This is a genomic window from Gardnerella coleohominis (genome assembly GCF_002896555.1).
Taxonomy (GTDB): domain Bacteria; phylum Actinomycetota; class Actinomycetes; order Actinomycetales; family Bifidobacteriaceae; genus Bifidobacterium; species Bifidobacterium vaginale_F.
Genome location: NZ_MNLH01000001.1, coordinates 432150 through 458962 on the forward strand (window position 1 = coordinate 432150; position 26813 = coordinate 458962).

Genomic DNA, 26813 nt, shown 5'->3' on the forward strand with positions numbered 1-26813 from the left:
TTTGCAGCGATTGGCTACTTTAGAATTGTCTGACTGTTGGGTTTGGCTACGTTCTGGGTTGTGTCGATGAAGAAAATTGCCGTAAATGGCAAAAATCTTCATTTCGATTGGCAACTTTGTGATTTTTGTGCGATAATGCGCATGCTGGTATGTAAAATTGAATGGCTTGCATGACGGAGCTGATTGTATGACAGAATATGATTTGCCGATTTTAGAGTATGATTCCGATAAAAGTGCAGTTTTAATGCCAAATCACGATGATATTGCTGTTCAGCTACCATCTAAAGCGGTTTTTGCTTTTTTGGGCGATGAAATCGATAAGTATGCTTTAAGTAAGAAAGCTACGGTTGTAACAAATTTTGAATCTGCAACTAAAGTGTATCCGATATATGTTTTGGAAGAAAAAGTAAAGAAAAAAATAGAGGATAAAGTAAGAGAAAATACAAACAGCGAAGTAGTAGAAGAAACGCAAAAAATCTGCTTAGTGCAGGCTCCAGTTGGCGCTCCTGCCGCTGTTCAGATCTTAGATTGGTTGATTTCTTACGGCGTTAGGGAAGTTGTTAGTGCTGGTTCTTGCGGATCGTTAGTTGATTATGCGGAAAACGTTTTTCTGGTTCCGTATAAAGCTTTAAGGGATGAGGGGACTTCTTATCATTATTTGCCTCCAAGTCGTTATGTTGATGTTTCAGAGAGTTCGAGGCGTGCTATTTTGCAAACCTTGCAGGCGCATAATTTGCCTTATCATGAAGTTAAAACGTGGACTACGGATGGATTTTTCCGTGAGACTAAGACGAAAGTTGCTAATCGTAAGCAGGAGGGATGCGCGGTTGTTGAAATGGAGTGTTCTGCTTTAGCGGCTTGTGCGCAAATGCGTGGGATTGTCTGGGGTGAGATTCTTTACACTGCAGATACTTTGCACGATGTTGAAAATTACGATGAGCGTAATTGGGGTGGGGATTCTAAAGCTTATGCGCTTGAGCTTTGTATTGAAGCTGCGTTGCGTATTTGATTTTTGCGATCTAAGTAAACAAAATCAAGAACCCTTCCCCGATTTTGTTTACCAATATGCCCAATAAGTAAACAAAATCAAGAACCCTTCCCCGATTTTGTGTACTTATGTACCCTCTAAGTCCACAAAATCAAGAACGTTTCCCTGATTTTGTTTACCAACACGCCCAATAAGTAAACAAAATCAAGAACGTTTCCCCTATTTTGTGTACTTATGTACCCTCTATGTCCACAAAATCAAGAACGTTTCCACGATTTTGTGTACTTAGTGGCGCTGTGGATGAGCGCGAAATTATTTAGCTAGAATTGCGGATACGTCTGTTGGGTATCCCATTGAGTAAGCGCGCAAAAGCCTTGAGATTACGAGTTTCGCTAGAATATTGTGCAATTCGTTATTTACCTCTTTTATAGAAGACTTTTTCAGATTGATAGATGAGGAATCTGACTTGTGAGAGGGATCTGACTTGTGAGAGGGATCTGACTTGTGAGAGGGATCTGCAGTTTTGCCGCTCTTGGAGGAGTTATCTGAATTGGAGGAGTTGTCTGAATTGGCATAGTCGTAATCTGCTTCTGGAATCTCACTTTTAGCGTCATATCCAGTAAATGCAAAATTTTCGTTTAAAGCTGCAAGTTCTGTTCGCGCGCAATCCATATAGACAATTGCCTCAACTTTAAGATTCTTTCCAGTAGCAGTGTCTTTTGCTTTTTGCGAATCCAATGACTCGAATGGGAAATCATATGTTTTTTTGCGAATATCCTTGCCTTTTCCGGCAAAATGCATGAAAGTATCAGATATGCTTGCCGCGTTTTCGCCTTTTTTAAACAAATCTCGGTCTTTTTGATTTGAGGCGAGCGTTTGCAAAATAAAAGCAAGTTGATCCTCTCCAAGTGCTGCTCGCGCGATAGGTGCGTGCGTCAAACGTAAGCTTTCGTGATCGTGCGCAAATTTTCGTATAGCTTCAAACATGTGTGTTTCCGCTTCGTCTGCAACGCGCGTTAAGCGATCGGATGGGGTTTGTGAAGCGTAAGATTTTTTAGAATCTGAATCGTCTGATTTATTTTTTGAATTTTCAGGATTCTCTGCAAATTCTTTAGATGAGTTTTCGGATGAGTTATTAGACGAGTCCTCAGCAAAGTCTTTAGATGAGTTTTCGGAAAAGTCCTTCGTAAATTCTTCGGCAAAATCTTTGGCAAAATCGCTGTTATTTTGTATTAGTTTTACTGTTATTTGTGTGCTTTTTACTATTCCTTCAGCAAATCTACTCGGGCACTGTTCTGCGACTATTTGCCAAGCTTTAGCGGTTTGTTTGAGCAATGAGTAATTTAATTGCGCGGATTTTTCTGTTTTTGAGGAAGCGTTGTTGGCAGTGCTGTTGTCAGAATTATTGGCAGAATTTTTGGCAGAGTTTTCGGTATCGTTGCTTTTATCGGTTTTTCCAGTATCACTGCTCGCATTATTAGCGTTCTCTGTATCATTACTCGAGCTATTAGCATCTATATATTTTTGATTTTTTTGAGCTATACGATAGGCGCTCGCGCAAAGGCTGGATTTTGCTGAGGACTGTTCAAGTGCCTTTTGATCTATTCGAACATTATTACATGCAGATAGTGAAAGTACGATTCCGCAGCAAAAGACTACTGAAATAACGGTTTTAGCTGTACTTTTTGCTTTGCGTATTGAATCCTTTAACAAAACTTTAAGTGTCTGCATAATCTAATAGAATAAGCAACGAGTGTGACCAATGCGGAGTTTTTAGATTTTCAACATCAAATGATGTCTAAAATTATCTCTTAAATTATGGAAATACTTAAAAATTATGCTTGTTTTTATAATAAAGCTGTTTAATTACGTAAATTGTATAGATTTTATGTAATTAGACTGAAAAAGTGTTGATTATAGAAATATGGCGTAATTGAAGATTTATAAATACAAATGAAAATTCATAACTACAAATAATTATAAGTGAATTATAAGTTAAATATACGAGAGGACGTGCACGATGGAATTGGATTTGGCGGGAATGCATCAGCTTGCGGCTCAGCAGGGGATTAATGCCGAAGAGCTGGACGAGGCACTCGCCGAGGCTTTACGTCTTGCATATATGAAGACTTCGCATCCTGCTAAACATGCTCGCGTTGAATTAGATGAACGCGCTGGTACTTTTACTGTTTGGGCACGAGATGAAATACCAGGTGTTCCTACGGAAGAGAATCCTCATCCTGCCACAACTTTGGGGGAGGAATATGACGATACTCCTCATGATTTTGGACGTCTTGCCGCCGCTACAGCGCGACAGGTTATTAGCCAGATTTTCCGCAAAGCAGAAGATGACCGTGTTTTTGGAGCTTTTTCTGGTCAAAAAGGCAAGCTGATTAATGGCATTATTCAGCAAGATTCTAAGGATCCTTCGAATATACATGTTGCAGTTGGGGATGTTGAGGCAATTCTCCCACGTCGTGAGCAGGTTCCTGGTGAGCGTTATCGTCACGGTGAGCGCATTCGAGTTTACGTTGTGAATGTTGCGCGCGGCTTGCGTGGACCTGAAATTGTTGTTTCAAGATCGCATCCTGAACTTGTTCGCCGTTTGTTTGAACGTGAAGTTCCTGAACTTGTTTCTGGAGCTGTGTCGATTATGTCTATTGCTCGTGAAGCCGGCGCTCGCACTAAGATTGCTGTACGTGCAAATACAGACGGAGTTAATCCTAAGGGTGCTTTGATTGGTCCTGGCGGTGCTCGTGTACGCGCTGTTATGGAAAATCTTGGACAAGAAAAGATAGATATTGTTGACTGGTCTGAAGATCCAGCCAAGTTTGTAGCTGCAGCTCTTTCGCCAGCTGTTGCAACACAAGTAACTGTTGTAAGCGAAAAGAGTCAGACTGCTATTGCGTATATTCACGATGCTCAGCTTTCTTTGGCAATCGGTAAAGAAGGTCAGAATGCTCGTTTGGCTGCAAAGTTAACGGGTTGGAAGATTGGTGTCGAATCTGCTGAAGAGCATGCTAAAAAGGTTGAGGCTGCTAAGTTAGCACAAGCTGAAAATTAGGCTGATAGTCGGATTCAAAATTAAGCTGATAGGCGAATCGAAAGTTGGGTTGATATCGAATCCAACGTTTCCGGTATGCTATTAGCTGAAATCTGGGCAAGTGGCTTAAATGGCTTATTAAGTGGCTTAGCAGGTTGCTGGGTGAATGCATTTGCTTTCATCCAGTGATAGACGAGGTACAAAATCATGGTCGCACGATGATATATCGCACGATAATACATAAAAACTCGCAATAATAAACGTGGTTGCGTGGGTTAGCGCTGCCACAGACTGAGGAGAACACTGAGTGGTAAAAAAGCGCGTGTACGAACTAGCCAAAGAATTTGGTGTAGATAGTAAAACCGTGTTGGAGCGTTTGAAGAGCATGGGAGAGTTTGTAAAATCAGCATCTTCCACTGTTGAAGCTCCTGTTGCGCGTCGTTTGAAGACAGCATTTGCTTCTGACGGCGGTAGTAATAATAGTTCCGCAACTAAGTCAGCCGGCACAAAAGTAGCTGGTTCTGGCGCTAATTCATCTTCGTCATCTTCGTATGCTTCGAATTCAGCATCGAATGGAGCTACGAATGAGAAGATGGATTCCGCAAAGGTTAGTTCTTCAAAAGGCGATTCTAAAAATGCTGGTGCCGATTCTGAAAAGTTCGGCGAGAAGTCTTCCGAAAAGCTTTCTGATAAGTCTTCAGAAAAGTCTGGTCACAATAGCGCTGTAAATAATTTTGCTAATTCGCAAAATTCTGCGGATAGTTCTTATGCCAATAGTGGCGAGAAAAAGCCTTCCGATGCGTATAGTGGCGAATCAGCGCAAGCAGCACACGCTTCGTCTGAATCCTCTGCTCCTAAGCCAGGAGCTCACACTCACGCTCATCAAAATTCTGGGGCTAACGGTTCTGCTAACGGAACTAACGGTACTAACGGTTCTGCTAACGGTGCTAACAGCTCTAATGGGAATGATCGTCGTTCGGATCGTCGTGATGGTTCGCGTTCTCAGTCGCGTAACGCAAAACAGGGCGGTCAGGGTGGCCAAGCGCAAGGTCAAAATGGCCAAGGTCAAGATCGTTCGAATCGTTCCGAGCGCTCTGAGAATCGTTCCGATCGTTCTGATAATCGTTCTGATCGTTCGCAAATGCCTCCACGTCCTCGTCCTCATCAAGCTCATGGGGCTGGCACAAATGCTCCTCGTCCGGGTAATAATCCATTTAGTCGTAAACAGGGTATGCGTTCTCCTACACCTGGAGATATTCCTCGTCCTCATCCAATGTCTCGTCCAGGCGAAAGCAATCGCGGTGGAAAGCCAGGTCAGGGCGGTCAAGTCCAGGGCGCTGGTAATGGCAATGGTCGCGGTCGCGGTCGCGGCGGCAAACAAGGCCAAGGCGGACAAGGAGGCCAGGGAGGTCAAGGCGGTTCAGCACGTCAAGGCCAATGGAGTGGTTCACATCGTTCGCATGCATCGGGTGGTAATTCTCGTCAAGCTTCTTCTGAAGCACGTTTTGCAGGAGCACAAGCTGCAGCAGGATTCCAAGCAGCTGCTGCTGGAGCGCCAAATGGTGGACCATCGCGAGGCGGTCGCGGTCGTGCTGGTGCTGCAGGTGCATTCGGACGTCAGGGAGGCAAGTCTTCTAAGGCTCGTAAGAATCGTTTAGCGAAGCGTCGTGAATACGAAGAGCTTAAAGCACCAGTGATTGGTGGCGTTCGTATTCCTTCGGGTAATGGCGCTACGATTCGCTTGCGTCAGGGTGCAACTCTTTCTGATTTGGCAGAAAAGATTGATGTGAATCCAGCAGCTTTGGTAACTGTTCTCTTCCACTTGGGAGAAATGGCAACAGCTACGCAGTCCTTGGATGAGTCAACATTCCAAATCTTGGGCGAAGAAATCGGCTGGAATATCAGTATTGTTTCTGCAGAAGAAGAAGATAAGGCGCTTTTGCAGCAATTCGATATTGATTTGGACGAAGAAGAATTGCAAGAAGATGACGATTTGCAATCTCGTCCGCCTGTAGTAACTGTTATGGGTCACGTTGATCACGGTAAAACTCGCTTGCTTGATACTATTCGTAAGTCGAATGTTATTGCGCGCGAGGCCGGCGGCATTACCCAGCGTATTGGTGCTTACCAAGTCATGGTAAATCTTGAAGGTAAGCCTCGTAAGATTACATTCCTTGATACCCCAGGCCACGAAGCGTTTACTGCTATGCGTGCCCGCGGTGCTGAGCTTACAGACGTTGCAATTCTTGTTGTTGCAGCAGACGACGGCGTGATGCCTCAGACTGTTGAAGCTATTAACCACGCTCAGGCTGCTCACGTGCCGATTGTTGTGGCCGTTAACAAGATTGATGTTGAAGGCGCTAATCCTGAAAAGGTGCGTGGCCAGCTCACTGAATACGGTTTGGTGGCTGAAGAATACGGTGGCAACACAATGTTTGTGGATATTTCCGCAAAGCAGGGCACGAACGTCGATAAGCTTCTTGAAGCTGTGTTGTTGACTGCTGACGCTGAGCTTGATCCTAAGGCAAATCCAAATATGGACGCTCGCGGTGCAACTATCGAAGCTCGACTTGATAAGGGTCGTGGTGCTGTTGCTACTGTTCTTGTGCAGCAGGGTACTCTTCACGTTGGCGATTCTATTGTTGCCGGCACTTCTTACGGCCGTGTGCGCGCAATGCTAGACGAAAACGGCAATCACTTGCAGGATGCGGCTCCTTCCACTCCTGTTCAGGTGCTTGGTTTGACTTCAGTTCCAACCGCTGGCGACTTGTTCTTGGTTACTTCGGATGATCGTTCTGCTCGTCAGATTGCTGAGAAGCGTGCGGCTACAGAACGTGCAGCTCAGCTTGCTAAGCGTCGCAAGGTTGTGTCTCTTGAAAGCCTTAAGGAACAGTTCGCTAAGTCTGAAGTTGATATGCTGAACATCGTTATTAAGGGCGATTCTTCTGGTTCTGTTGAGGCTTTGGAAGATTCCTTGATGAAGATTGAGGTTTCTGAGGAAGTTGGAATCCAGGTTATTCACCGCGGTGTTGGTGCAATTACTCAGAACGATGTGAACTTGGCAACTGTTGATAAGGCTGTGATTATTGGCTTCAACGTGCGTCCAAACCGTCAGGTTGCTGATTTGGCTGAACGCGAAGGCGTGGAAGTTAAGTACTACTCGGTTATTTACAAGGCAATCGAAGATATCGAAGCTGCTTTGAAGGGTATGCTTAAGCCTGAATTTGAAGAGGTTGTTACTTCTCACTCTGAGATTCGCGAAATCTTCCGCTCGTCTAAGTTCGGCAATATTGCTGGTGTTATGGTTCAAGACGGCGAAGTCAAGCGCGGTACGAAGTGCCGTATTTTGCGCGATGGCGTTGCTACTGTCAACGATCTTGAAATCTCCAGCTTGCGTCGATTCAAAGACGATGTTCAATCTGTCAAAGAGGGTTACGAAGCCGGTATTAATCTCGGTAGCTTCAATGACATTGAGCTTGGCGATATAATCGAAACCTTTGAGATGAAGCAGATTGAGCGTAAGTAATTATGGCAGGAACAAATCCTAGGGCTGCGAAAATAGCGGCGTTAATCCAGCGTGTTATTGCGTCTAATATGGAATCGCATTTGCACGATAAGCGTCTTTCTAGCGTGACTATTACGGAAGTGCGCGTTACGAACGATTTGCAGATTGCGAAAGTTTATTGGACGCAACTTGGTCACGAAGGAAAAGAACAGGGTGAGCGTCAGCGTGCAGCCCAGGCTTTGCAGCAGGCTCACGGTAGACTTCGCTCGCTTGTTGGTGCTAAAGCTGGCTTGCGTTTGACGCCGCAATTGCAGTTTATTTATGACGAAGTGCCAACTGAAGCGCATGAAATTGAGGATATTCTTGTTGCTGCTAGAAAACGAGATGAAGAATTAGCTAAAGCGCGTGAAAATGCTCAATATGCTGGGGATGTCGATCCGTATAAGAAGCCGCGAGAAGTTGACTCTTTGGAATCATCTGAGGATGATGAATATTCTGAAGATGAATATTCTGTGGACGAATCTTTAGAGGATAAGGATTCTGAAGAGGATGAATCTTTAGAGGATGACGCTACTTCTGAGGACGAATCTGAGGACGAATCGTTATAGGATGATTTAGAAGAATCTTAATCCGATTTTGTGGATGATTTGTCGGATGATTTGTCGGATGATTTAGCAGATAAATCCGGGTTTTAGGATTAATCTGAAAAATTTTCTGATTTAGGTGATGATTTTTATCGCTTTAAGTAGTATGATTCTTCTAAAACTTAAGATTCGTGAAATTTTTCCGATTCTTACTAATTAACTTATTGACAGTGGCGTCTTAAGCGAGATGGACATGAGTCTTAAGTGATATAAATCGTTTAAGACGCTGGAGTTGTTTAACCGTTTAGGGCGCGCTGTCGGTTAAGTTTATTAAGCCGTAAAAATGTTAAAGAGAGAGAAAATGCCAAAGTCTGGTTTTATTTTTGTTGATAAGCCTCAAGGCGTTACAAGCCATGACGTAGTTGATTGCGTTCGTTACATTTTGCACACTAAGCGTGTAGGCCACGCTGGAACTCTTGATCCAATGGCAACAGGTTTGTTGATTGTCGGTTTCGGGAGTGCAACTCGTTTGCTTAATTATCTGCTTGGGCATAATAAGACTTACGAAACGGTTATTCGTCTTGGTGAGGCGACTACCACCGATGATGCTGATGGAGATGTTATCTCGAATGAAGTTTTCGAGGATGATCTTGCATCTTCTGAAGCTGCATCGGGCGTGTCGTTTAGAAGCAAGTATTTTGGCAGAGCTTCGGTTGATGGCGCTTCGGTTGATGGCGCTTCGGTTGACTATGAGTCGTTTGATAGTGCGTCGTTTATTGAAGAATTGCAATCCGTAATTTCCAAGCATTTTCTTGGAAGTATTATGCAAGTTCCTACTTCGTATTCCGCTGTTAAGGTTAACGGAAAACGCGCTTATGAGTTGTCTCGTGAGGGGCAGGAAGTGCATTTAGAATCTAGGAAGATTTTTATTCATGATTTTTCTGTTCTAGATGCAAAAGTCGCTGAAGGCGTAAGCGGAGCGAAGGTGATTGACGTGCACGCGAATATTACTTGCTCTAGTGGAACGTATATTCGTGCGTTGGCTCGCGATTTGGGTCGTATTCTTGGAGTTGGCGGTCATTTAGTTCAATTACGACGTACTAATATTGGCTATTTCTCTGTCGACGATCCTCGAGTTCTTAAGCTTTGCGCTAAATCTAAAGAGTTTACGGATAAAAATGGCGTATTGCAAACTCGCTTGAAGGCTGCTCCTTTGGAAGATTTCGGTGCGAAATGTTCAAGTGCGTCGTGTTCAGGTGCGACTGGTTCTGTTGACAAATGTTCAAGTGCGCCTTGCATATCTCACTATTGCTTAACTATGTTGCAGGTCGCCAAATACGTGATTCCTATTGTTTGCATTAATAAATCGCAAGCGGAAGATTTGCGTTTTGGGCGTTTTATCGAGTTGCCTGAAGATGCCGAAGTTCCTAATTTAGAGCTGTTCTCGAAGCCATATTTGCAGTATGAATCTCAGGATTTGGACTTGTGCGAGCAGGCTTGCGAGCAGACTCAGGCTAATGCACAGGCTTGCGAGCAGACTCAGACTGAAGCTAATAATCAGGCTGAAGCTAATAATCAAACTGCAGTAAAATATCCGGCTTTAACTTATACAGTAGAGGAAGTCGATAAAACTATTAGCGAAAATAGTAATAAATCCGATATTTGTGAGTCTTCTACTAATAAATCTGGTAATATTTACGCATATAACGGATCTTCTGACTCAAAATCTGTAGTTGTTGACGTTGTTGCAATCGTAGAACCAGCGGAAAATGACAATTGTGGGAAAATCAAGCCTGTTGTGGTATTTCCGGCAGAGCAGAAGGCTGGTAAACTAGAAGCTGAGTGAAAATAGTCGTGACTTTGTATGTGGATTTTGTAAGAGTCATGATGAGTAAAAGATTGGACTTGATAGCAGGAATATGATGAAGGTCATAGATATTAGACCAGATGCAAACGGCATGATTAATTGGCCAACCTTAAGCGCCGAAAAAAAGTCAGTTGTTACAATTGGTGCATTTGATGGCATGCACCGCGGGCATCGCGAAATAATCAGCAGAACCGTGGATATTGCTCATCGCAATGGCGCTTTTTCCGTTGTTATCATGTTCAATCCTCGTCCTAGTACTGTTCACAAAAATCCAGACAAATATGATGACTTTGGCGATTCTTCTAGCGATATCCCAGCTGATGATCAAGCTTTAAGCAGTATACGTCAGCGTTTGCGTGTTATGTCTGATTTGGGCGTTGACCATGTGCTTATAGTTCGATACAGTCTAGCTTTCGCGGCTAAGTCTTATAGATTCTTCTTAGGGCAACTTGTTGGAAAGCTTGGCATGCGCGCATTAGTTCTTGGGAAGGATGCTGAGCTTGGAGCTCGTCGTGCTGGTAATATTCATACGATTGGAGAACTTGCGAGTGCGACTGGCGTTTTTGAGTTGATTGTTGTTGACGATTGCGGTCCAGGAGAAGTTCGCGTTCCAGATCCTATTGTGCGCGAAGAGCCTAAAGAAGATGGCGAGCCGCATGATCCTTCGGAAGGCATGAATAAGGCTGAATATCGCGCGTGGAGCAAGGGAATTCCAAATAAAAAAGTTCGCGCATGGAGTTCTACGAATGTTCGTTGGATGCTTGCGACTGGTCGAGTGAAGGATGCTCGTGAGGTTTTAAGTCAGCCGCATAGAGTTGAGGGAACTGTTGTTCACGGAAATGAGCGCGGTCGTGAGCTTGGATATCCGACAGCTAATTTAGGTGAGTCGATTGAAGGATATATTCCAGCTGATGGCGTTTATGCTGGCTGGCTTATTGATTTAGATTCGGATGCTGTGCGTAGCGTTGGCGGATCTGATACTGAGGAGAATGATTCTTCAGATATTATTCCTACTACCAGCTTGCTTCGTCGCGATGAATTGCATTTAGGTGCGCGTTCTCCGTGGCGTTGGCCGGCAGCTATTTCAATCGGATCTAAGCCTACTTTCGCCGGTGGAGATGGGGCTGGTTCTGGTAATGGTGATGGTGCTGGAGATTCGTCGAATGATTCAAATAATTACGATAATTCCAATAATTCCAATAATTCCAATAGTTCCAATAGTTCCAATCCTCAAGAACATACTGTAGAGGCGTATGCTTTAACTGATGAGTGGAAAGACTTGTATGGGCATCGAGTATGCTTAGAATTCACTAATTTCTTGCGCCCTCAGCATACTTTTAGCTCTGTTGACGAGTTGAAGGATACGATTAAGCGTGACGTTGAGAACGTTCGCGCTATTACAGATGCTGATTCTGAAGTATTCTGAAGTGTTCTTGATTTTGTGTACTTACATGCGTTCTAAGTAAACAAATTCGTGTAAGTGTTCTTTGTTTTGTTTACTTATTGGGCGTGTTGGTAAACAAAAGCAAGAAGGGTTGCTTGGTTTTATGGAGTTTTCTGAAGTCTGATATTCGTATCTCAGACTTCTCACAACCCGAGCGCTTGCAATGCTTCACGTACTGTATGTACCTCGATTATATCTAATCCCGGTACGCTTATCTTCTTACGCATAGGGCAGATTATGGCTCGCTTATATCCAAGTCTCGCGGCTTCACGAAGTCTTGGTTCCATTCTTGGAGCTGTGCGGACTTGTCCGTTTAAGCTGATTTCTCCAATAGCGCAAGTGTTACTTTTAACAGCTTTAGTTTTAGCAGCACTAGCAAGAGCGGCAACAATTGCAAGATCGCAAGCCGGTTCTTTTGCCACTGCACCTGCAATCGTGGAAACATATAAATCCTGCGACAAGAGGTTTATGTGTCCGTGCCTATAAAGTACTGCGGTAAGCATAGCAATCCTGTTGCTATCCGCTCCAGAAACAGCTCTTCTAGGCGTCGGCAGTGCAGAATTAGTTACGAGCGCTTGTATTTCTATAGGCAAGCTTCGGTGTCCTTCTAAAGTCATCGTTACGCAAGTTCCCTCAGTTTGCGCTTCTTGGGAAGACAAAAACAGTCCAGAAGGATCCGGTACTTCCTCAATACCTTCGCCGCTCATATCGAAACATCCAACTTCGTCTGTCGGTCCAAAACGATTTTTAACAGCTCTAAGCATGCGCAAAGCAGTCTGACTATCGCCTTCAAACTGGCAAACCGTGTCAACCAAGTGCTCCAAAGTTCGAGGGCCTGCGATTGATCCATCCTTAGTTACGTGTCCTACTAAAAGCACTGGAATTTCGTACGCTTTTGCAACGTCAATCAGTGCGCTCGCCACTTCGCGAACCTGCGTGGAACCGCCCGTAATTCCGTCTACGTCTTGGGAAACGATTGTTTGCGCGGAATCCACTATTGCTAACGTTGGCTGATATTGTTCTATAAGCGAAAGCACGGTGTCGAGATTAGTTGTTGACGCTAAAAGTAAGTAGTCGTTTAGCGCGTTAATCCTAGATGCTCTGAGTTTAACTTGTGCGGCTGATTCTTCTCCAGAAATGTATAAGACTGGGTTTGATTTTGTTTCTTGCGATCTTTTAGCTACTTTCCCAGCGGTTTCGAGGAGTAAAGTGGATTTTCCTATTCCTGGTTCTCCTGCTATTAACGTGACTGAGCCTGGAACTAATCCTCCGCCTAAAACGCGATCGAATTCAGAAAATCCGCTTGGAATGCGCATGCTATCGTCTGCGTGAATTTGCGTGATTGGCTGCGCGGATGCTGATGTGGATGCTGATGATGCTGGTGTGGCTGTGGCTGTTGATGCCGCTGTTGTTGATGCTATTGTTGTTCTGGATTTCGCTAATGCCGATGCTACGTATGATGTTGACGTAGATTTTGCGGATGCAGTTGCTCGCGCTGGTGCAATTGCCCGCGCTTCGCGTGTTGTACGAGATAATCCGCTAACTCGCGCTTCGTGAAACTCGTTAACTGTGCCCCATTCTCCGCACTCCGGGCAGCGGCCATACCATTTTAATCCGCTCCAACCGCATTCAGAGCAGAGATAATTAGTAGTAGATTTTGCAGCCATGCTTAGACGCTATATGGCTTTCTAGACATTTTTTGGGCTAGCGGTTTATCGCGAATTGCCGTCATCGCACTGTGCGATAATACAGACATGTCATATAGTAGCAATTCGAGTATTACTCCTCATTCTCACCGTGGATTGTTTATTGTTTTAGCATCTGCTGGTTGTATTGTTATCCTCGCGTTTCTTTCGGCTTTTGTGTGGCCAGGATGGGCTTTGAATCATTCGTCTACTCAGCGTTCAAATCATGCTGTTGCGTTGCCAAAAACTCCATCTATTCCGGCAAAAAAGCTTCCTACTAACGCTACTGCGCTTTTGAAAGCAATGCCGGATAGCGTCCTTGACTTTGCAAGGGTGGATGCTTCGGCGAGTGCTACGTGGACTTCTGCGGCGCCATTAGAGGAATACACCGTTAAGTATTCTACGGGCGAATCTGGCGCTGATATTTCGGTTATTGTTGCGCAATGGCCGACTAAGGATGCGGCAAATAAGCAGTACGAGGTTTTGGCTTCAGGCTTGAAGGGCGATGATTTGGCTTCGGGAAAGATTCAAGTTTCAGGCAAAACTACCGGTAGCTATATTGTGCGCACTTCGGAAGAGGATAAGAATCAGGCAACTGTTATTTGGCAAAATGATACTGCTGTGTTCCAGGCATCTGGTTCTAAGCAGTCGGTTGAGCGATTCTATCGTAGTTTCCCGATGTGATGCGCTAAGCTTTGATTAGCTAAGCGTTTTGATTTGCTAAGCGTTTTGATGGGCTAAGATGTGATTAGCTAAGCGTTTTGATGGGCTAAGTTTAGATGCAGATTAAATGTTACTTAGCTGTGTTTTAGCCGTTGTTTAGCTATGTTTTAGCGTTTTGCGCGTGTTGTATTTGGGAATTATTTGATATAGTGTGCGAAAGTCGTCAAAACGGTGTAACATTAGGCAAGTTGCACACTTTACATAGGAATGGAGGCTTCAGATGGGTTCTGTCATCAAGAAGCGCCGCAAGCGGATGAGCAAGAAGAAGCACCGCAAACTGCTGCGTAAGACTCGTCACCAGCGCAAGTAATTTTCTTGCTATGCGTTGATGCGTGTCTGAACGTTTAGGCACGTAAGACTTTTTGAAGCGTCGGATTTCCGGCGCTTTTTTGTTTTCGCTTTAATACTCTCCATAAGTAAACAAATTCGGGGAGGTGTTCTTGGTTTTGTTTACTTATGTGGTGTGTAAGTAAACAAATTCGAGGAGGTGTTCTTGGTTTTGTTTACTTAGAGTGCGTGTTGGTAAACAAAATCGGGGAGGTGTTCTTGGTTTTGTTTACTTAGGTACCTGATATGTACCCCTTTTTCTGGACACTCGTGCAGTAATAAAAAATAGAGCCCGCGTTTGCGGACTCTATTCGTAAGGTTTTTGCGTTACTTATTTGGGTTCGTAAGAGTGCGCGGACCGTTTGGATCGCCAACAATCACGGTGTCAACCATGTTCAAGAACAGGCCGTGCTCCACAACGCCAACAGTCTCAATCAAATCCTTCGCCAACTCCTGCGGATGCTCAATGCGCTCCATATGCAAATCAACCACGAAGTTGTTCTCGTCGGTGCGCACTTCCTTGCCATCCGCATCAAGACGCAAAACTGGCTTATATCCGCGCTTTTCGAACTTACGAATCACCTGCGCGGAGCCAAACGGAATCACCTCAACAGGAAGTGGGAACTTGCCAATCGTATCAACTACCTTGCTTGCGTCAACAATCCACACAATGCGGTCGGAGTTAATAGCCACAATCTTTTCCCAAAGAAGTGCCGCGCCGCCGCCCTTAATACCGTTGAAATTCTTGTCAACTTCGTCAGAACCATCGATTGTAACGTCAATGTGATCCACTTCGTTAATGTCGAGAATCTTAATGCCGTAGCCTTCTGCCTGCTCTTGCGTGCGACGAGAAGTGGTGACTCCCGTGAAGCTCAAGCCTTCTTCCTTAACTCTGCGGCCAAGCTCGTCAACCAAGAAGCGCACTGTAGAGCCGGTGCCAAGACCAACCATCATTCCATTCTTTACAATCTTTGCGGCCTCAATGCCTGCTGCCTTTTTAAGCGCGTCTTGTTGTGCTTTATCCATTATTCCTGCTTTCTTGTTTTTGTTATTCCCGAGTTCGCCGATGAACTTCCATCGCTATTGCGGGAGAGGCATGTTATATGCGCTCGCGTACACATCATGTACACGTATAATATTAGTCTCTAGGCTGATTTTTAGATATTTGGGTTCTTGCTGCTAGTTTTAGGTTAGTTCTCTGTTAGTTCTTTGTTAGTTCGCCGTTCGTCTTATCTATTTGGAAGTTGTGCGGATATAAAAAGATGTAGGGTCCAATCGTAGCGTGCCGTCGGGCTGCACGTATCCGCTTACGTTTATGGTGCCGGATATATAACGCGCCTCACCGTTAAAAGTTGGGCTGGTATTTGGCGGTGGAGTGAATTGAAGTACGCCCGATACGCTTAGCCCTGGTATGGATTTTAGAATTTCTTGGGATTGTGTTTGTGTAGATTTCGTTTCGGGGGATTGTGTTTCAGACGACTGTGTTTCGGGGGATTGTGTTCGTGCGATAGCTGTAGTTTCGCTATCCGTAGAGTCTGTAGTTTCGCTATCGCGTTTATTTTCGATAGGCGAGCTATCTTTATTTTCGATAGGCGATTTATCTGTAGTATCGATAGCTGTATTATCGCTTTCTGCAGTATCGCTATCCTCTGTATTTTTATTAGTTAAAAGAAAATCAGGATTCGTATCCGATCCTACAGTGCGATTTTTGTGATATTCCGCGCTCGAAATTTTATTATCGAGAAGAAGATGCGCGTCGTCGGGGATATCAGTTCCACTCGCGTAAGAAGAAGAAAGCAGCGACTTCCAGCCTTCTAAAGGCAAATAGCCGACCTTCAAACCATCGCGACAATCCTCAGCGTACCCATGCGCCAAAGTATCAACCTTCTCGTTGCCGGCGTTTCCAGCGTGCCCCTTAACCCACACGAATTTTACGGCACCTTCGCGCTTAGTAATTTCCGCGTCGATTGCGCGAATCAGCTCGGCATTTTTCACAGGCTCGTTTTTGGAGTTCTTCCAACCGTTCTTCTTCCAGCCGTGAATCCACGTAGTCGCGCAGTTTATGGCGTATTGCGAATCGCTTTCGATTGTTAGCGGCTCGCTTCCGGGATGCGCTCGCAAAGCTTCCAGAACCGCGCATAATTCGCCGATTTGATTCGTGCCGTTAGTGGCTCCGCCGGCATCTGCGTTTCCAGTGTGATGGTGTTCGGGTGCGTTGCCAGACGCATCGGTGTGATCTGCCCAAGCCCAACCCATTGAGCCGTTTGGGTTTCCGAGCGCGGAACCATCAGTAGAAACAACAATCATGGCGAACCTTTCGAAAGTATCTATACGTGCAATTCTATAGTATCGCGATGCGCGTTACGACCTGCCTGAGCGTTGCGATTTAGCGCGCGAAGGCAACTCGGAGCGCCGAGCTTGCTCAGGGTTGAAAGCACAGTGCGCTTTCAACGCAAGCGAGGATATGATTCAGGCGGTGAGGGATGAGGATTACTAGCGCGACGACCTGCTTTTGCACTTAGAACGTAGTGTGCAAAAGCAATTCGGAGCGTGAGCTTGCTCAAGGTTGAAAGCACAGTGCGCTTTCAACGCAAGCTCAGCCGAGCGGCAATTAGCCGTGAGGATAGACGTTACGCTCTCGTACAGTACAGAATTTTATAATTTTCCTATGCAGTGTTGCTGAGCTCTCGGAGTTTCTCTCATCGCAAGATTTTTACATTGCTCTAAGAGAAACTTCGACAGCTCTTGGCATGTTTAGTCTTTTAATCTTCGGTTAATCACCGAGATTTTTCAATTTTTCTTCTTCATTCGATGAATCACCACTTCGTGCTGAGGTTCATCTCATTCAGGGCGAAAAATCTCAAATCTCTGCCTAACTAATAGAAGTACAGTACGCTGCACTTTGGGGACACTCATGCAGAAATAAAACTGCGCGAGGGTCGGATTTTGCTTGCCTTTGGACACTGGTGCAGTTTCATTTTCTGAGTTAATGGCTAATGGATAGAGGTGCGTGGATACGCAATAAATCACTGTATTTAGTAGCTGGGGGATGGTTGAGTGTTGTTATATTGTGGTTTGCGACACGCCTGGAGATTACAGAAGTAAAATCGTCCACGGTAAAATATTCTAAAAATGTGTGTTGTTTTGAATATTTTTAACGTATTTCATGATTATTTTCATAGAAAATAGTGGTTTTCAAAAAGATTGTCAAATTCATGGATTTTGCTTGAATTTCACCATGGGGGGGGGGTATGCTTACAGCTGTACATTACATGGGGTTTTGATCGTACTGTTTAACAGTTTTCATGGCTGTGCTTGCAGTAAAGACATTACCTTTATCCTTTATTTATTGTGCGAGGCCAGGGAGCGTATATATAGAGTAGTTAAAGGAATGTTGGAATATTTATGAATATTCAGAAGGTTTTATTAAAAGTTTGGCGGGCGATTAGAGATTTTGTTGCTCGTCACATTGACTCTGGCGTTGCAAGAGAGTCTAAAAAGGCTTCTTGCGCCGCTTTGCGCTCAAACGCGTCCAAAAACGCGTTCGTAAAATCATCCAAAAATGCGTCTCGAAAAGCGTGTGGTTCGTGCACGAGTCGAGCGTTACTTTCGTTATTTGTAGCATCTGCAACGTTGCTTGCTACTTTTGTGATTGCTCCAACTTCTGCTTTAAGCGCTGGCTCAAATACTACTGTTACTGAGAGTACTGGTGGTGCTAAGTCTGATTCTGCTAAGAGTGAGGATGAGAAGCAGAATCCTAAGCAGAGCAAATCTATTAATACTGAGCCTGATAAGAAAGATACTGGCTCTTCAAGCACTTTAACTAATAATAAGGAATCGAAGTCTGTTGAAAAGCAGCCGAATGCTGGTAACAATGGTGTTGATAAGGCTAAGTCGACTGATTCTGATGTAAAGAAAAACGCTAAAGATGTCCAAAAGAAAGATGTTAATTCTGCGAAAGCTAATGCTAACGGCACTGAAAGAAGTACGAGAAAACCGAAGGAGTGTAAAGAATTAGGTAAATGCTACAGTATTAGCTACGATATTGGTAGTCCTACTGTCGATAATGGTAAGACTATTTTAATAAAGCGTGGTGGAACTAGAACTATTACTCCAGAGTTCAAATTAAGACCTGGGAGAAATCCAACCTTTAAGCTAGAAGACGGCTTGTGGTTTAAGTTAGAAAAAGATGGTGAATATCCTGCACCAAGTTGGGCGAATTTTGAAAAAGATAATGGTGCCACTAAAGTTAAGGATACTAGTAACGATAAAAAAGACTTTGACGGTTCTGTGACTTTGCGCCCAGGCAAATGGAATCGCGGTGATCATAAATTTAAAATTGTTATATACCGCACTGATAGAGATAAAAAAATTGTTAATATAAGTGTAAAAATTGCCAGATCTGATAGTGGTGATTTAACACTTAATGTTTACAATCATGAGAATTCTGATCCAACTTCACCGCGTTCAGAAATAGACGATAAAACTGGAATAACTTTTAAATCAGGCGAAGATGGCAAATATAGCGGAATTATACCTATTTTTATTGATTCTCAATCCGCAAAAGAGCCTGGTTTTATTTATCACCATATGATTTGCCATAAAAGTGGCAGTACTGATTATACGGTAGACAGTGTTAATGGTTTGAGTCTAGGTACGCAAACTCAGTTTAAGCATAAGGAAAATCAGGACAGACCTGATAAAACTGTGTATGAAAATGATAGCTATACTGAGCGCTCTCAAAGCTTGATTAGTGGCAAGCCGAGCGGTGATGGAACTTTTGAGTGCAAAGTGTTTGCTATTAAGGATACTAAGTTAATTTACAACATGAATCATGATAAACATGGGTCAAATTCTACGGTTGCAGACGAGTTTGTTAGTAAAATTAAAAATGACGGATCTATGCTTGCGAAGTTGTTTGCTGATCCAGAAAGCAATATGGCTGATAATAGTGGTATGTGGACTAATAGCAACGATATTACAAAAACTATCGATTGGGATTATAAGAAGATAACAATCCAGTTTGGAAATGATGATAAGCTTGCGCTTAATGTTTATCCTTTTAAGGGCTCTAATGCGTTGACGAGCGACAATAACAAGATTTCTGCGATGCTCGGTATGGAGCTTAAGCCGTTTATTGATGCTACTTCTGCGGCGGATAGCAAGAATAAGATTACGTTGCGCGTGCTGTGCAAAGGCGAGAAGAAGAATAATGCTGCTGGTGGAAGTGGCACTGCTTCGACTGGTAGTACTGGCTCGACTGAAAGTGGTTCTGCTGGAAGTGGCTCAAATGGAGGTAATAGCGGTACTGGCTCGAATAGCGCTAATACTGACGCTGGTTCGCAAGCTAATAATCTTTCTAAACCGTCGCAATCTTCTGAAACTACTTGGAGTAGCAATCTTGCCGAGCTTGGGCTGAGTGTGCCTGAGGATGATAATCAAAATACGTGCCACTCTGATAAAGAAGGCGAGAAGACTTGCGCGTCTGCTGATCCTAAAACGAATGTGGCTGCGCGAACTGATATGGAAGTGAGCATAAAGCCGACTGAGGTTGGCAATTACCAGTGCGTTGTGTACGCGCTAAAGCCTGATGCACTTAAAACGTTTGATGATGCAATAAAAAATACTAAATCTGACAGCTTAACTCCTGATTCAATAAAATCTGCGCTAACTTTTGCTAAGCCTACGGCGTTTAAAGAAAACAAGGATTTTGCTGCTTTTATGTTCAATATTGATTCGGTGAGTAATTTTACTTTGCCGCAAACGGGCGGTCAGAGTTGGAATTTGCAGCTTGGTATTCTTGCATCGCTGTTGGTGAATCTGCTGGCTGCTGGCTTTGTGGTAAGTCAAAGTGAGCGCGGTCGCAAATTAATTTTGGGAAGGTGGCGAGGCTTATGCAATCACGTATAAAGCAATTGTATATGCATTTACTCGCCGTGCTGCGCATAAGGCGATTACGTACGCATTTGCGCATAAAGCATTCCTGTTTCGCGCATTGTTTTATTGCGTATTGTTTTATCGCGCAGTCTTTCGGGATTCGGGAGCGTGATAACACAAGGTAAATGCCAAAAATTTTAAAACTTTACTCGTATGAGCATGATAAATGCAAATCAATTTTCTACTTGCTGTAAAAAGCAATGAAAGGGGTGAACATGAAAAAGTTCACTAATAAATTCGTGGCGGCGGTGGCGTCGCTTGCGATGGCTGGCACGCTGTGCGTCGCCGGCGCTGTAACAATGGCTGGCGTTGCATGGGGTAGTCCTAATCAGTTACAGGGACCACCGGCTAGACCTGCTCCGGCTCCGTGGGAGAAGGGTGCTCCAGGTAAGGGTACTATAACCATTCTTAAGTGCGTGAAGGATAAGGACGCTAAAACTCCTTCTACTCCTTCTTCTACTACTTCTGCTACTTCTACTAGAGGTGGTGGGAAGCATGTTCCTCAGGGAAAAGCGGTTTCTTGCACTGCTGGTTTTAATCCGCTTAAAGATGCTACTTTCAAATTGACTAAGGTAACTGAAATTAAAGAAGAGCAAAAAGGCGAGCAAGGTGCAATAACTAAAGTAGATGTTCCTTTGGATCTTAAGTCTTTTGAGTCTTGGCAGAAGATTGCAAAGCTTGTTACTAAGTTGAATGATCACACTATTACAGATAGTGGTGATGGTGCAGAAGTCAAGCTTGATGCTAATAGCGCTACGCAGACCACTGGTGAAAATGGTATAGCCAAGTTTGGTACTAAGGATGCTCCTATTGATCTTGGCTTGTATAAGGTTGAGGAAACTAGCGCACCTAAGGGCTATGGTGTTTCTGATTTGCAATCCTTCTATATGACGCTTCCTTTGCCAGAGTACACTACAACAGAGCATGGTGGTAAGACTACTACGACTGTTTCGTATAACTACAATCCTGTTGTGAAGCCGAAGAACAAGGATCTCTCGACTACTATTCAGAAGGTTTACGATAAGACTAAGTTCGCTAGCGTTAAGGATAAAGTGCCATTTACGATTACTGCAGAAGTGAACAAAGCTAAGCCTAAAGATGGTAAGTTGACTGCTGCTAATCTTCAGGGTTATAAGGTCTTCGATGATGCTCCAACCGCTGCTTTGACAGTGAAAAAGGCTGCTGGCGCAACAACTGATCCAACTCTTGCTGATGCTGTGAAGACTGTGAAGATTGGCACAACAACTCTTGACAAATCTACTGCCACTGAAGAGAAAGATTACAAAGTTACTTTAGTAACTGATAGTTCTACTGCTGAAGGTAAGGATCTTGTTACTGGTCACACTCGTATTCTTGTGACATTTACAGATGCTGGCTTAGGTAAGATTGCTAATGCTTTGAATAATGTTAAGGAAAACGAAGAAGCACCTAAGGTTACGGTTGATCTTGAGTTTGATCTTAATGCTGATTACCAAGGTGGCAACCCTCCTACGGATTCAACTTCAACAGAGCAAAACGGCAAGAACGAGATTGTAAACAAGTCCGGCTTCTTCCAGGCTCATGAGAGTAATGAGAGCGACCTGCCGCCAATCATTCCTGATAATGAGCATTCTAAAGCGACTATTGATTTTGGCTACCTTCAGGTGCGTAAGTTCTATAAGGAAGGTAATGAAGAGAAGCCGCTTGAAAATGCTGAGTTCAGGATTTTTGCTGATAAAGATAAGGCTGATGCTTGTGCTAAAAAATTAACAGATCCTACCAAGAAAGCAGACAATGTTAAAGAGTGCAAGGCTGCTTCAACTATTGGTGGTACTGCTGCAGCTGGTGCACAACCTGCTGCTGGCGCTGCTACTACTGGCGTACAGACTGCTACAACAAATGATAGCGGTAACTTCGCGACTCCGTACAAGACTCGCGCTGGTGAGCCGGTTTATCTTGTTGAGGTTAAAGCTCCTACGGGTTATGCGCTTTCTCCTGTAGTCCACGCTGTGACTGTTGAGAAAGATAAGACTACGACTGAGCCGTTTGAGGACTTCCCACTTAAGGGTGGCGACAACGGCAAGAGCTTCTGGTTCAATCTTCCTGCAACAGGTGCTTACGGCGTGCTGATTTTCGCTGTCGTGGGCATGGTTCTTATTGTTGCGAGCGTGATTATGTACGTGCGCAATCGCAAGGAAGAAGAACAGCAGCAGAACGCTTGATCCGCTTTTTAAAGCTGGTCTTGTAGTCTAATAGCAAAGTGTGAGTCTAGGGTTTACTTAACTAAATCCTAGACTCATATTTGTGTGGCAGAGATTTGAGATTTTTGCACATGCACTTTCTTATGCGTGCTACCAAGTAGCAGTGAGGGATAAGGATTGCTTGGTCGAGCAATATAAGAGTGGAGCGATTCTAAATAAATTTCCACATAATCCAATCCTATTAGGAATCAAAACTTAATTAAGAGTCCAAACACTAGTAGCACAAGCATAAAAACCATGTACCTCACGAGAGCGTAACGTCTGCGAGACAAGTAACCCTTATCCCTCACAGCCAGAGTCATGCCTCGCTTGCGTTGAAAGCGCACTATTCCTCACGGCTAATTGCCGTTCGGCTGATTTGGCATGTAAAGTCCACTGGACTTTACATTTGAGCCAAATCACGCTTTGAAGGAGTTTGAAATGCCTTATGCAATTTCAAGCTCAGTCAAAGCGCCTGCGATGATAGAAACTCCGAGAGCTCAGCAACATTAGACAGAAGCTTTAAACGCTCAAGCAGGTCGTCGCGTTAGTAATCCTTATTCGTCACACCATCCCAACCCGAACTTTAAATCTAAACTATATAAACCAACGAAATGAGGAAGCATGAAATTAAACGATGTTGTTACGAAAGTATATGCTTTCTTCAAGCAGAACAAAGCAAAATCTGCAGCTCAAGCAATAGACGCAACTACTGAAACCGCATCAACTCCAACCCAAGTTCCCGAGTCAACCGCAGCCTCATCTGCAACAAAACCCGCAGCAAAACCAGCCAAAAAACCCAAATCCAAACTACGTCGCACGCTCGAGCCAATTATTCTCGCGATTGCAGCAATTTTGTGCTTCACGTACCCGGTTGTGTCAACGTTGTGGAATAACAAGGTGTCGAAGGAAGTTTCTGTGGCTTATGATCGGCTGAGTCGTAAGCAGACTGCGAGTGCTAGAGAGAAGATTTTGAACGCGGCTCGTCGTTATAATGCGCGCCATAAGTCGATTATTACGGCTGATCCGTATGATGGCACGACGGATTATATGAAGACGCCGGAGTATAAGGATTATGCGAAGCAGTTGGATGAGCCGATGGGGATTATGGGTATCGTAAAAATCCCGAAAATTGGCGTTAAGCTGCCGATTTATCACGGTAGTTCGCAGGAGGTTTTGGCATATGGCGCTGGGCACTTGTATGGCACGGATTTGCCGGTTGGTGGTAAAACTCGTCACTCGGTGGTTACAGCGCATACTGGTTTGCCTAATGCGACCATGTTTGATGATTTAGTGGAGTTGAAGAAGGGTGATTTCTTCTACTTTGACGTTCAGGGGGGGACGCTGCGTTACAAGGTGTTCCGCATTAGCGTGGTTGATCCGCATGATATTAGGTTGCTTCAACGTGAGAAGGGGCGCGATTTGGCGACGCTGCTTACGTGTACTCCGTATGGTGTGAATACGCAGAGGCTGCTTGTTACTGGGTATCGCGTGCTACCGGATCCTGTTTCTGCTCCGGGGGACAAGTTGCAGTGGCCGCTTTGGATGACGATGTTCGTGCTCGCGCTTATAGGGTGTTTCGTAATCCTTGCCACGATGATTATTGCCGCGGTCCGCATGCATCGTAAGAATATTGCGCCGCATGGAAGGCATTTAAACTAACGCTGGCTATAGCGCGGTTGTGTGCAATCGAATGTTGTGATGCGGCTGCGCTCAGGTGTGTATGCGCGGTTGCACCCATGTTCCATTTTCAAACTGTATTTTATGCAATAATACTAGTTGTAATTTGGGTAATTCGGATTATTTGGGTAATTGTTCGGATAGTTCGGATAGTTTGGGTTGTTATCCGGATAATTTGAGTAGTTCTGGTTATTCGGATAGTTATAATTCTGACTATTCGGATCTACGTAATTCGGGTCTACATAAGTCGGATTCTGATAGTTTGGGTCTACGTAGTTCGGATCCACATATTGTGCATTTGTGTAGTTTGGATTCTGATAGTTTGGATCCACATAATTTGGGTCTACATATTGTGCATTTGCATTTGTGTAGTTCGGATTCTGATAGTATGGATCAACGTAGTTAGGATCCACGTAACCTTGATTCGTGTAATTTTCGCCTGCGTAATTAGGGTCTACATAATTCGGATCCACGTAACCTTGATTTGCGTAGTTTTGATCGTTTGAATAATTGTAGTTATTGTAGTTATTGTAGTTCTGATTTGAATATTCGTAGTTTTGGCTGTTCCAATTCTGGTTATTCTGATTCATGTAGTTCGGGTCTACATAGTTAGGGTCTACGTAATTCGGATCCACGTAAGGCGTATTTGCGTTATTTGCGTCGTTTGTGTTCGCGCTTGGGTCTACATAATTTGGATCTACATAGTTTGGATCCACGTAAGTCGGATTTGCATTATTTGCGTTTGTGTCCGCGTTTGAGTTTGTGTCAGCGTTCGTACCGCTTGTGATTGTGTTGTTCGGATCCACGTAGTTAGGATCAACATAAGTCGGATTCGTATTATTTGGATTCACGTAAGGCTGATTCGGATTATACGCGTTATCGCCATTTTCAGCGTCAACGTATCTTACGTCGTACATGTCGGCATACCAGTTTGCGAGATATTCGAAATCGGAAAGCTCCATCTCGCCGCGAACTTGTGCTATTCCATTCGAAATAACATCGCTACCTTTGTTGAATAGAAAATTAACCAAATACGAGAGAATATACCTTATGGCAATAAGAGCTATAACTAATCCAATAACAGCAATTACGCCCAGTCCTTGATTATCATTCATTTGAAGCTCCTTAAATTTTATTATTTAATGATTCGACGATTTTATGATTTGTGAATTTCATTATTTGTGAATTTAAGTATTCTGCTTATATAAGTATTCGGAGAATTTTAGGATTCGTTGATTTTAGGAATCTTAGAATCTTGAAATTTAGGAATCTTAGAATTTTTGGATTTGTGAATTTTAGAATTCCGTTTTTGTGTTCACTGAGTTGCGCTTTATTGCCACCTGCGTCATTGGATCCAAGTGCAACAGCGTCTTCTCCAAGGCCGTCAAAGCAATATTCATATCAAAGCTATTTGATCCTCTAGGGTTCCATTGCAAGAACGCAAACTGATAAGCCTGCATTAATTTACCATCGTTGTAAATAGGCTCGTCTAAGTCAACCGGCGAAAATGCCCCAAGCCAATTATTGCCTTCAACCGTAATAGAACCAAGTAGAGTACTTCCATAGACTTTGGCTGTGCCGTAGTATTCAGCGTTCACGATTGCATCGCAAATATCTTCAAATGGCATAGCTTTTAATATGAATACTTCTGTGTATTTCATGAAATTATTCTTGCGTTTTATAATCTTACCTTCTGATTTGAGCTCGTTAAATTTGTATGCCCTATATAAACCTGCGAGAATAAACATTACGACGATAATAATGACTGCAATGATTCCCAAATAATCATTATTCATTTTGTTCTCTCTTTGCTCTCTATTAATTGATCAGTGGATTATTTTATAAATGCTACTACGCGATTCCTATATATTCCATGCTTATTTCGCGTATTTTTGCATCGGATTTTGTTTATGGTTTTGTGGCGATTTTGTTTTTCGTCGCGCTTAGTTTTGTGGACTTATATGCCTGATAAGTAAACAATTTCGGGGTAGTGTTCTTGGTTTTGTTTACTTAGTGTGCGTGTTGGTAAACAAAGTCGGGGAGAAGTAAACAAATGCAAGAGTAGGTTCTTGCTTTTGTTTACTTAGGCTCAGTTGATGAGTGATAGATGCTGTGCAAAAATGAAGTTTTTTCGGCGTGTACTAGTGTGATAATAATCACAATATATAGTGGAATTGTAAATACATTATAACAATATATCGTATTTTTTTCATATATTTAAGACATGACAAGCATAGAAAATAAACATTTAATTTGTTAAAAATCTTCTGAAAAAACAGCGTTGTTTCATATTTTTTAAAATTATATTGGTTATTTGGCAAATTTTTTCAAGATGTACAAAATTCGCATAGATTACTTGAGATTTCTCGCTATTGTGGGGGTATAGGCATTAGAGGCCTTTTACCAGTAAGTGCAATTTCATATAGGGGATACAGGTATGTTATGCTCACTATCTGTAGTTGTCACGTTAGTTGGATTAGACTGCGTATTTTGCGCAATGGTGAGTTAGAAAGGTGAGAGAATGCTACCAGCTAAGTTCCGCGTATTCGCGTCGTTCGTTGCTAGTTTTTTCTCTCGCGTATCCCAAGATTTAAGCGTATCCGCCTCGCCTCAAGCAGAGTGCGCAACATCACTCTCGACATCATCTCAAACTTCATCTAACTTGACATCGCTCTCGACATCATCTCAAACTTCAGACAACCCAATAGTACGCCAAACATACCTCCGCCAAACATCGCATCAAACATCCATCCGCCAAACAGCACCTCAAACATACCCCCACCCAGCATCCCGTAGTTCACGCCGTCAGAT

The 26813-nt window shown here is 43.6% G+C and carries 17 protein-coding genes; 11 read left to right on the top strand and 6 right to left on the bottom strand.

Annotation, left to right across the window (positions count from 1 at the left end; translation table 11 throughout):
* Positions 1-187 precede the first annotated feature (187 nt).
* The gene (locus BFS05_RS01710) at positions 188-1009 is read left to right on the top strand and encodes a nucleoside phosphorylase (RefSeq protein WP_103084309.1); all 822 of its coding nucleotides are present in this window, start codon (positions 188-190) and stop codon (positions 1007-1009) included.
* A gap of 291 nt (positions 1010-1300) precedes the next feature.
* Here the strand turns inward: BFS05_RS01710 and BFS05_RS01715 are convergent, their stop codons facing one another.
* A complete protein-coding gene (locus tag BFS05_RS01715) occupies positions 1301-2719 on the bottom strand; it encodes a hypothetical protein (protein ID WP_103084310.1) in 1419 nt (472 codons plus the stop codon).
* Positions 2720-3008: 289 nt separating this feature from the next.
* Here BFS05_RS01715 and nusA point away from each other — a divergent pair, with 289 nt between their 5' ends.
* From nusA to BFS05_RS01740, 5 genes are all read left to right on the top strand, one after another.
* Positions 3009-4052, top strand: coding sequence for a transcription termination factor NusA (nusA, locus tag BFS05_RS01720; RefSeq protein WP_103084311.1), 1044 nt, complete (start codon positions 3009-3011; stop codon positions 4050-4052).
* 286 nt (positions 4053-4338) lie between these two features.
* Positions 4339-7557 carry a translation initiation factor IF-2 gene (gene infB, locus BFS05_RS01725; RefSeq protein ID WP_103084312.1) on the top strand — a complete coding sequence of 1073 codons (3219 nt, stop codon included), beginning with the start codon at positions 4339-4341 and terminating at the stop codon, positions 7555-7557.
* 2 nt (positions 7558-7559) lie between these two features.
* Complete coding sequence (gene rbfA, locus BFS05_RS01730) at positions 7560-8144, top strand: 30S ribosome-binding factor RbfA (protein ID WP_103084313.1); 585 nt, start codon at positions 7560-7562, stop codon at positions 8142-8144.
* Positions 8145-8463: 319 nt separating this feature from the next.
* Entirely contained in the window at positions 8464-9966 is a 1503-nt protein-coding gene (locus BFS05_RS07190) for a tRNA pseudouridine synthase B (RefSeq protein ID WP_103084314.1), read from the top strand.
* 76 nt (positions 9967-10042) lie between these two features.
* Positions 10043-11413: a riboflavin kinase gene (locus BFS05_RS01740; RefSeq protein ID WP_103084315.1), complete on the top strand. Its 1371-nt coding sequence runs from the start codon at positions 10043-10045 to the stop codon at positions 11411-11413.
* A gap of 161 nt (positions 11414-11574) precedes the next feature.
* Here the strand turns inward: BFS05_RS01740 and radA are convergent, their stop codons facing one another.
* Positions 11575-13098 (bottom strand): DNA repair protein RadA, encoded by a 1524-nt coding sequence (gene radA, locus BFS05_RS01745; protein WP_103084316.1) that lies wholly within the window; start codon positions 13096-13098, stop codon positions 11575-11577.
* An 87-nt stretch (positions 13099-13185) separates the two neighbouring features.
* Here radA and BFS05_RS01750 point away from each other — a divergent pair, with 87 nt between their 5' ends.
* Positions 13186-13800, top strand: coding sequence for a hypothetical protein (locus BFS05_RS01750; protein ID WP_103084317.1), 615 nt, complete (start codon positions 13186-13188; stop codon positions 13798-13800).
* Between the two features lie 259 nt (positions 13801-14059).
* Positions 14060-14149 (top strand): 30S ribosomal protein bS22, encoded by a 90-nt coding sequence (locus BFS05_RS01755; RefSeq protein WP_004268639.1) that lies wholly within the window; start codon positions 14060-14062, stop codon positions 14147-14149.
* A gap of 344 nt (positions 14150-14493) precedes the next feature.
* On the opposite strand, the gene rpiA is transcribed toward BFS05_RS01755, so the two are convergent.
* Both rpiA and BFS05_RS01765 read right to left on the bottom strand, forming a co-directional pair.
* A complete protein-coding gene (gene rpiA / locus BFS05_RS01760) occupies positions 14494-15192 on the bottom strand; it encodes a ribose-5-phosphate isomerase RpiA (RefSeq protein ID WP_004105437.1) in 699 nt (232 codons plus the stop codon).
* Between the two features lie 207 nt (positions 15193-15399).
* Entirely contained in the window at positions 15400-16473 is a 1074-nt protein-coding gene (locus BFS05_RS01765) for a ribonuclease H family protein (RefSeq protein WP_103084318.1), read from the bottom strand.
* Between the two features lie 1098 nt (positions 16474-17571).
* Between BFS05_RS01765 and BFS05_RS01775 the strand changes: the two genes are divergently transcribed.
* The 3 genes from BFS05_RS01775 to BFS05_RS01785 all read left to right on the top strand — a co-directional run bounded on the left by BFS05_RS01775 (position 17572) and on the right by BFS05_RS01785 (position 23984).
* A complete protein-coding gene (locus BFS05_RS01775; protein WP_103084320.1) occupies positions 17572-20076 on the top strand; it encodes a hypothetical protein in 2505 nt (834 codons plus the stop codon).
* A gap of 242 nt (positions 20077-20318) precedes the next feature.
* Positions 20319-22304, top strand: coding sequence for a SpaH/EbpB family LPXTG-anchored major pilin (locus BFS05_RS01780; protein ID WP_103084321.1), 1986 nt, complete (start codon positions 20319-20321; stop codon positions 22302-22304).
* Between the two features lie 642 nt (positions 22305-22946).
* Positions 22947-23984 carry a class C sortase gene (locus tag BFS05_RS01785; RefSeq protein WP_103084322.1) on the top strand — a complete coding sequence of 346 codons (1038 nt, stop codon included), beginning with the start codon at positions 22947-22949 and terminating at the stop codon, positions 23982-23984.
* 113 nt (positions 23985-24097) lie between these two features.
* Here BFS05_RS01785 and BFS05_RS01790 read toward each other — a convergent pair whose 3' ends face one another.
* Together BFS05_RS01790 and BFS05_RS01795 are read right to left on the bottom strand one after the other, a co-directional pair.
* Positions 24098-25117 carry a hypothetical protein gene (locus tag BFS05_RS01790; RefSeq protein ID WP_103084323.1) on the bottom strand — a complete coding sequence of 340 codons (1020 nt, stop codon included), beginning with the start codon at positions 25115-25117 and terminating at the stop codon, positions 24098-24100.
* Between the two features lie 180 nt (positions 25118-25297).
* Complete coding sequence (locus BFS05_RS01795; RefSeq protein WP_146026724.1) at positions 25298-25663, bottom strand: hypothetical protein; 366 nt, start codon at positions 25661-25663, stop codon at positions 25298-25300.
* Positions 25664-26813 lie beyond the last annotated feature (1150 nt).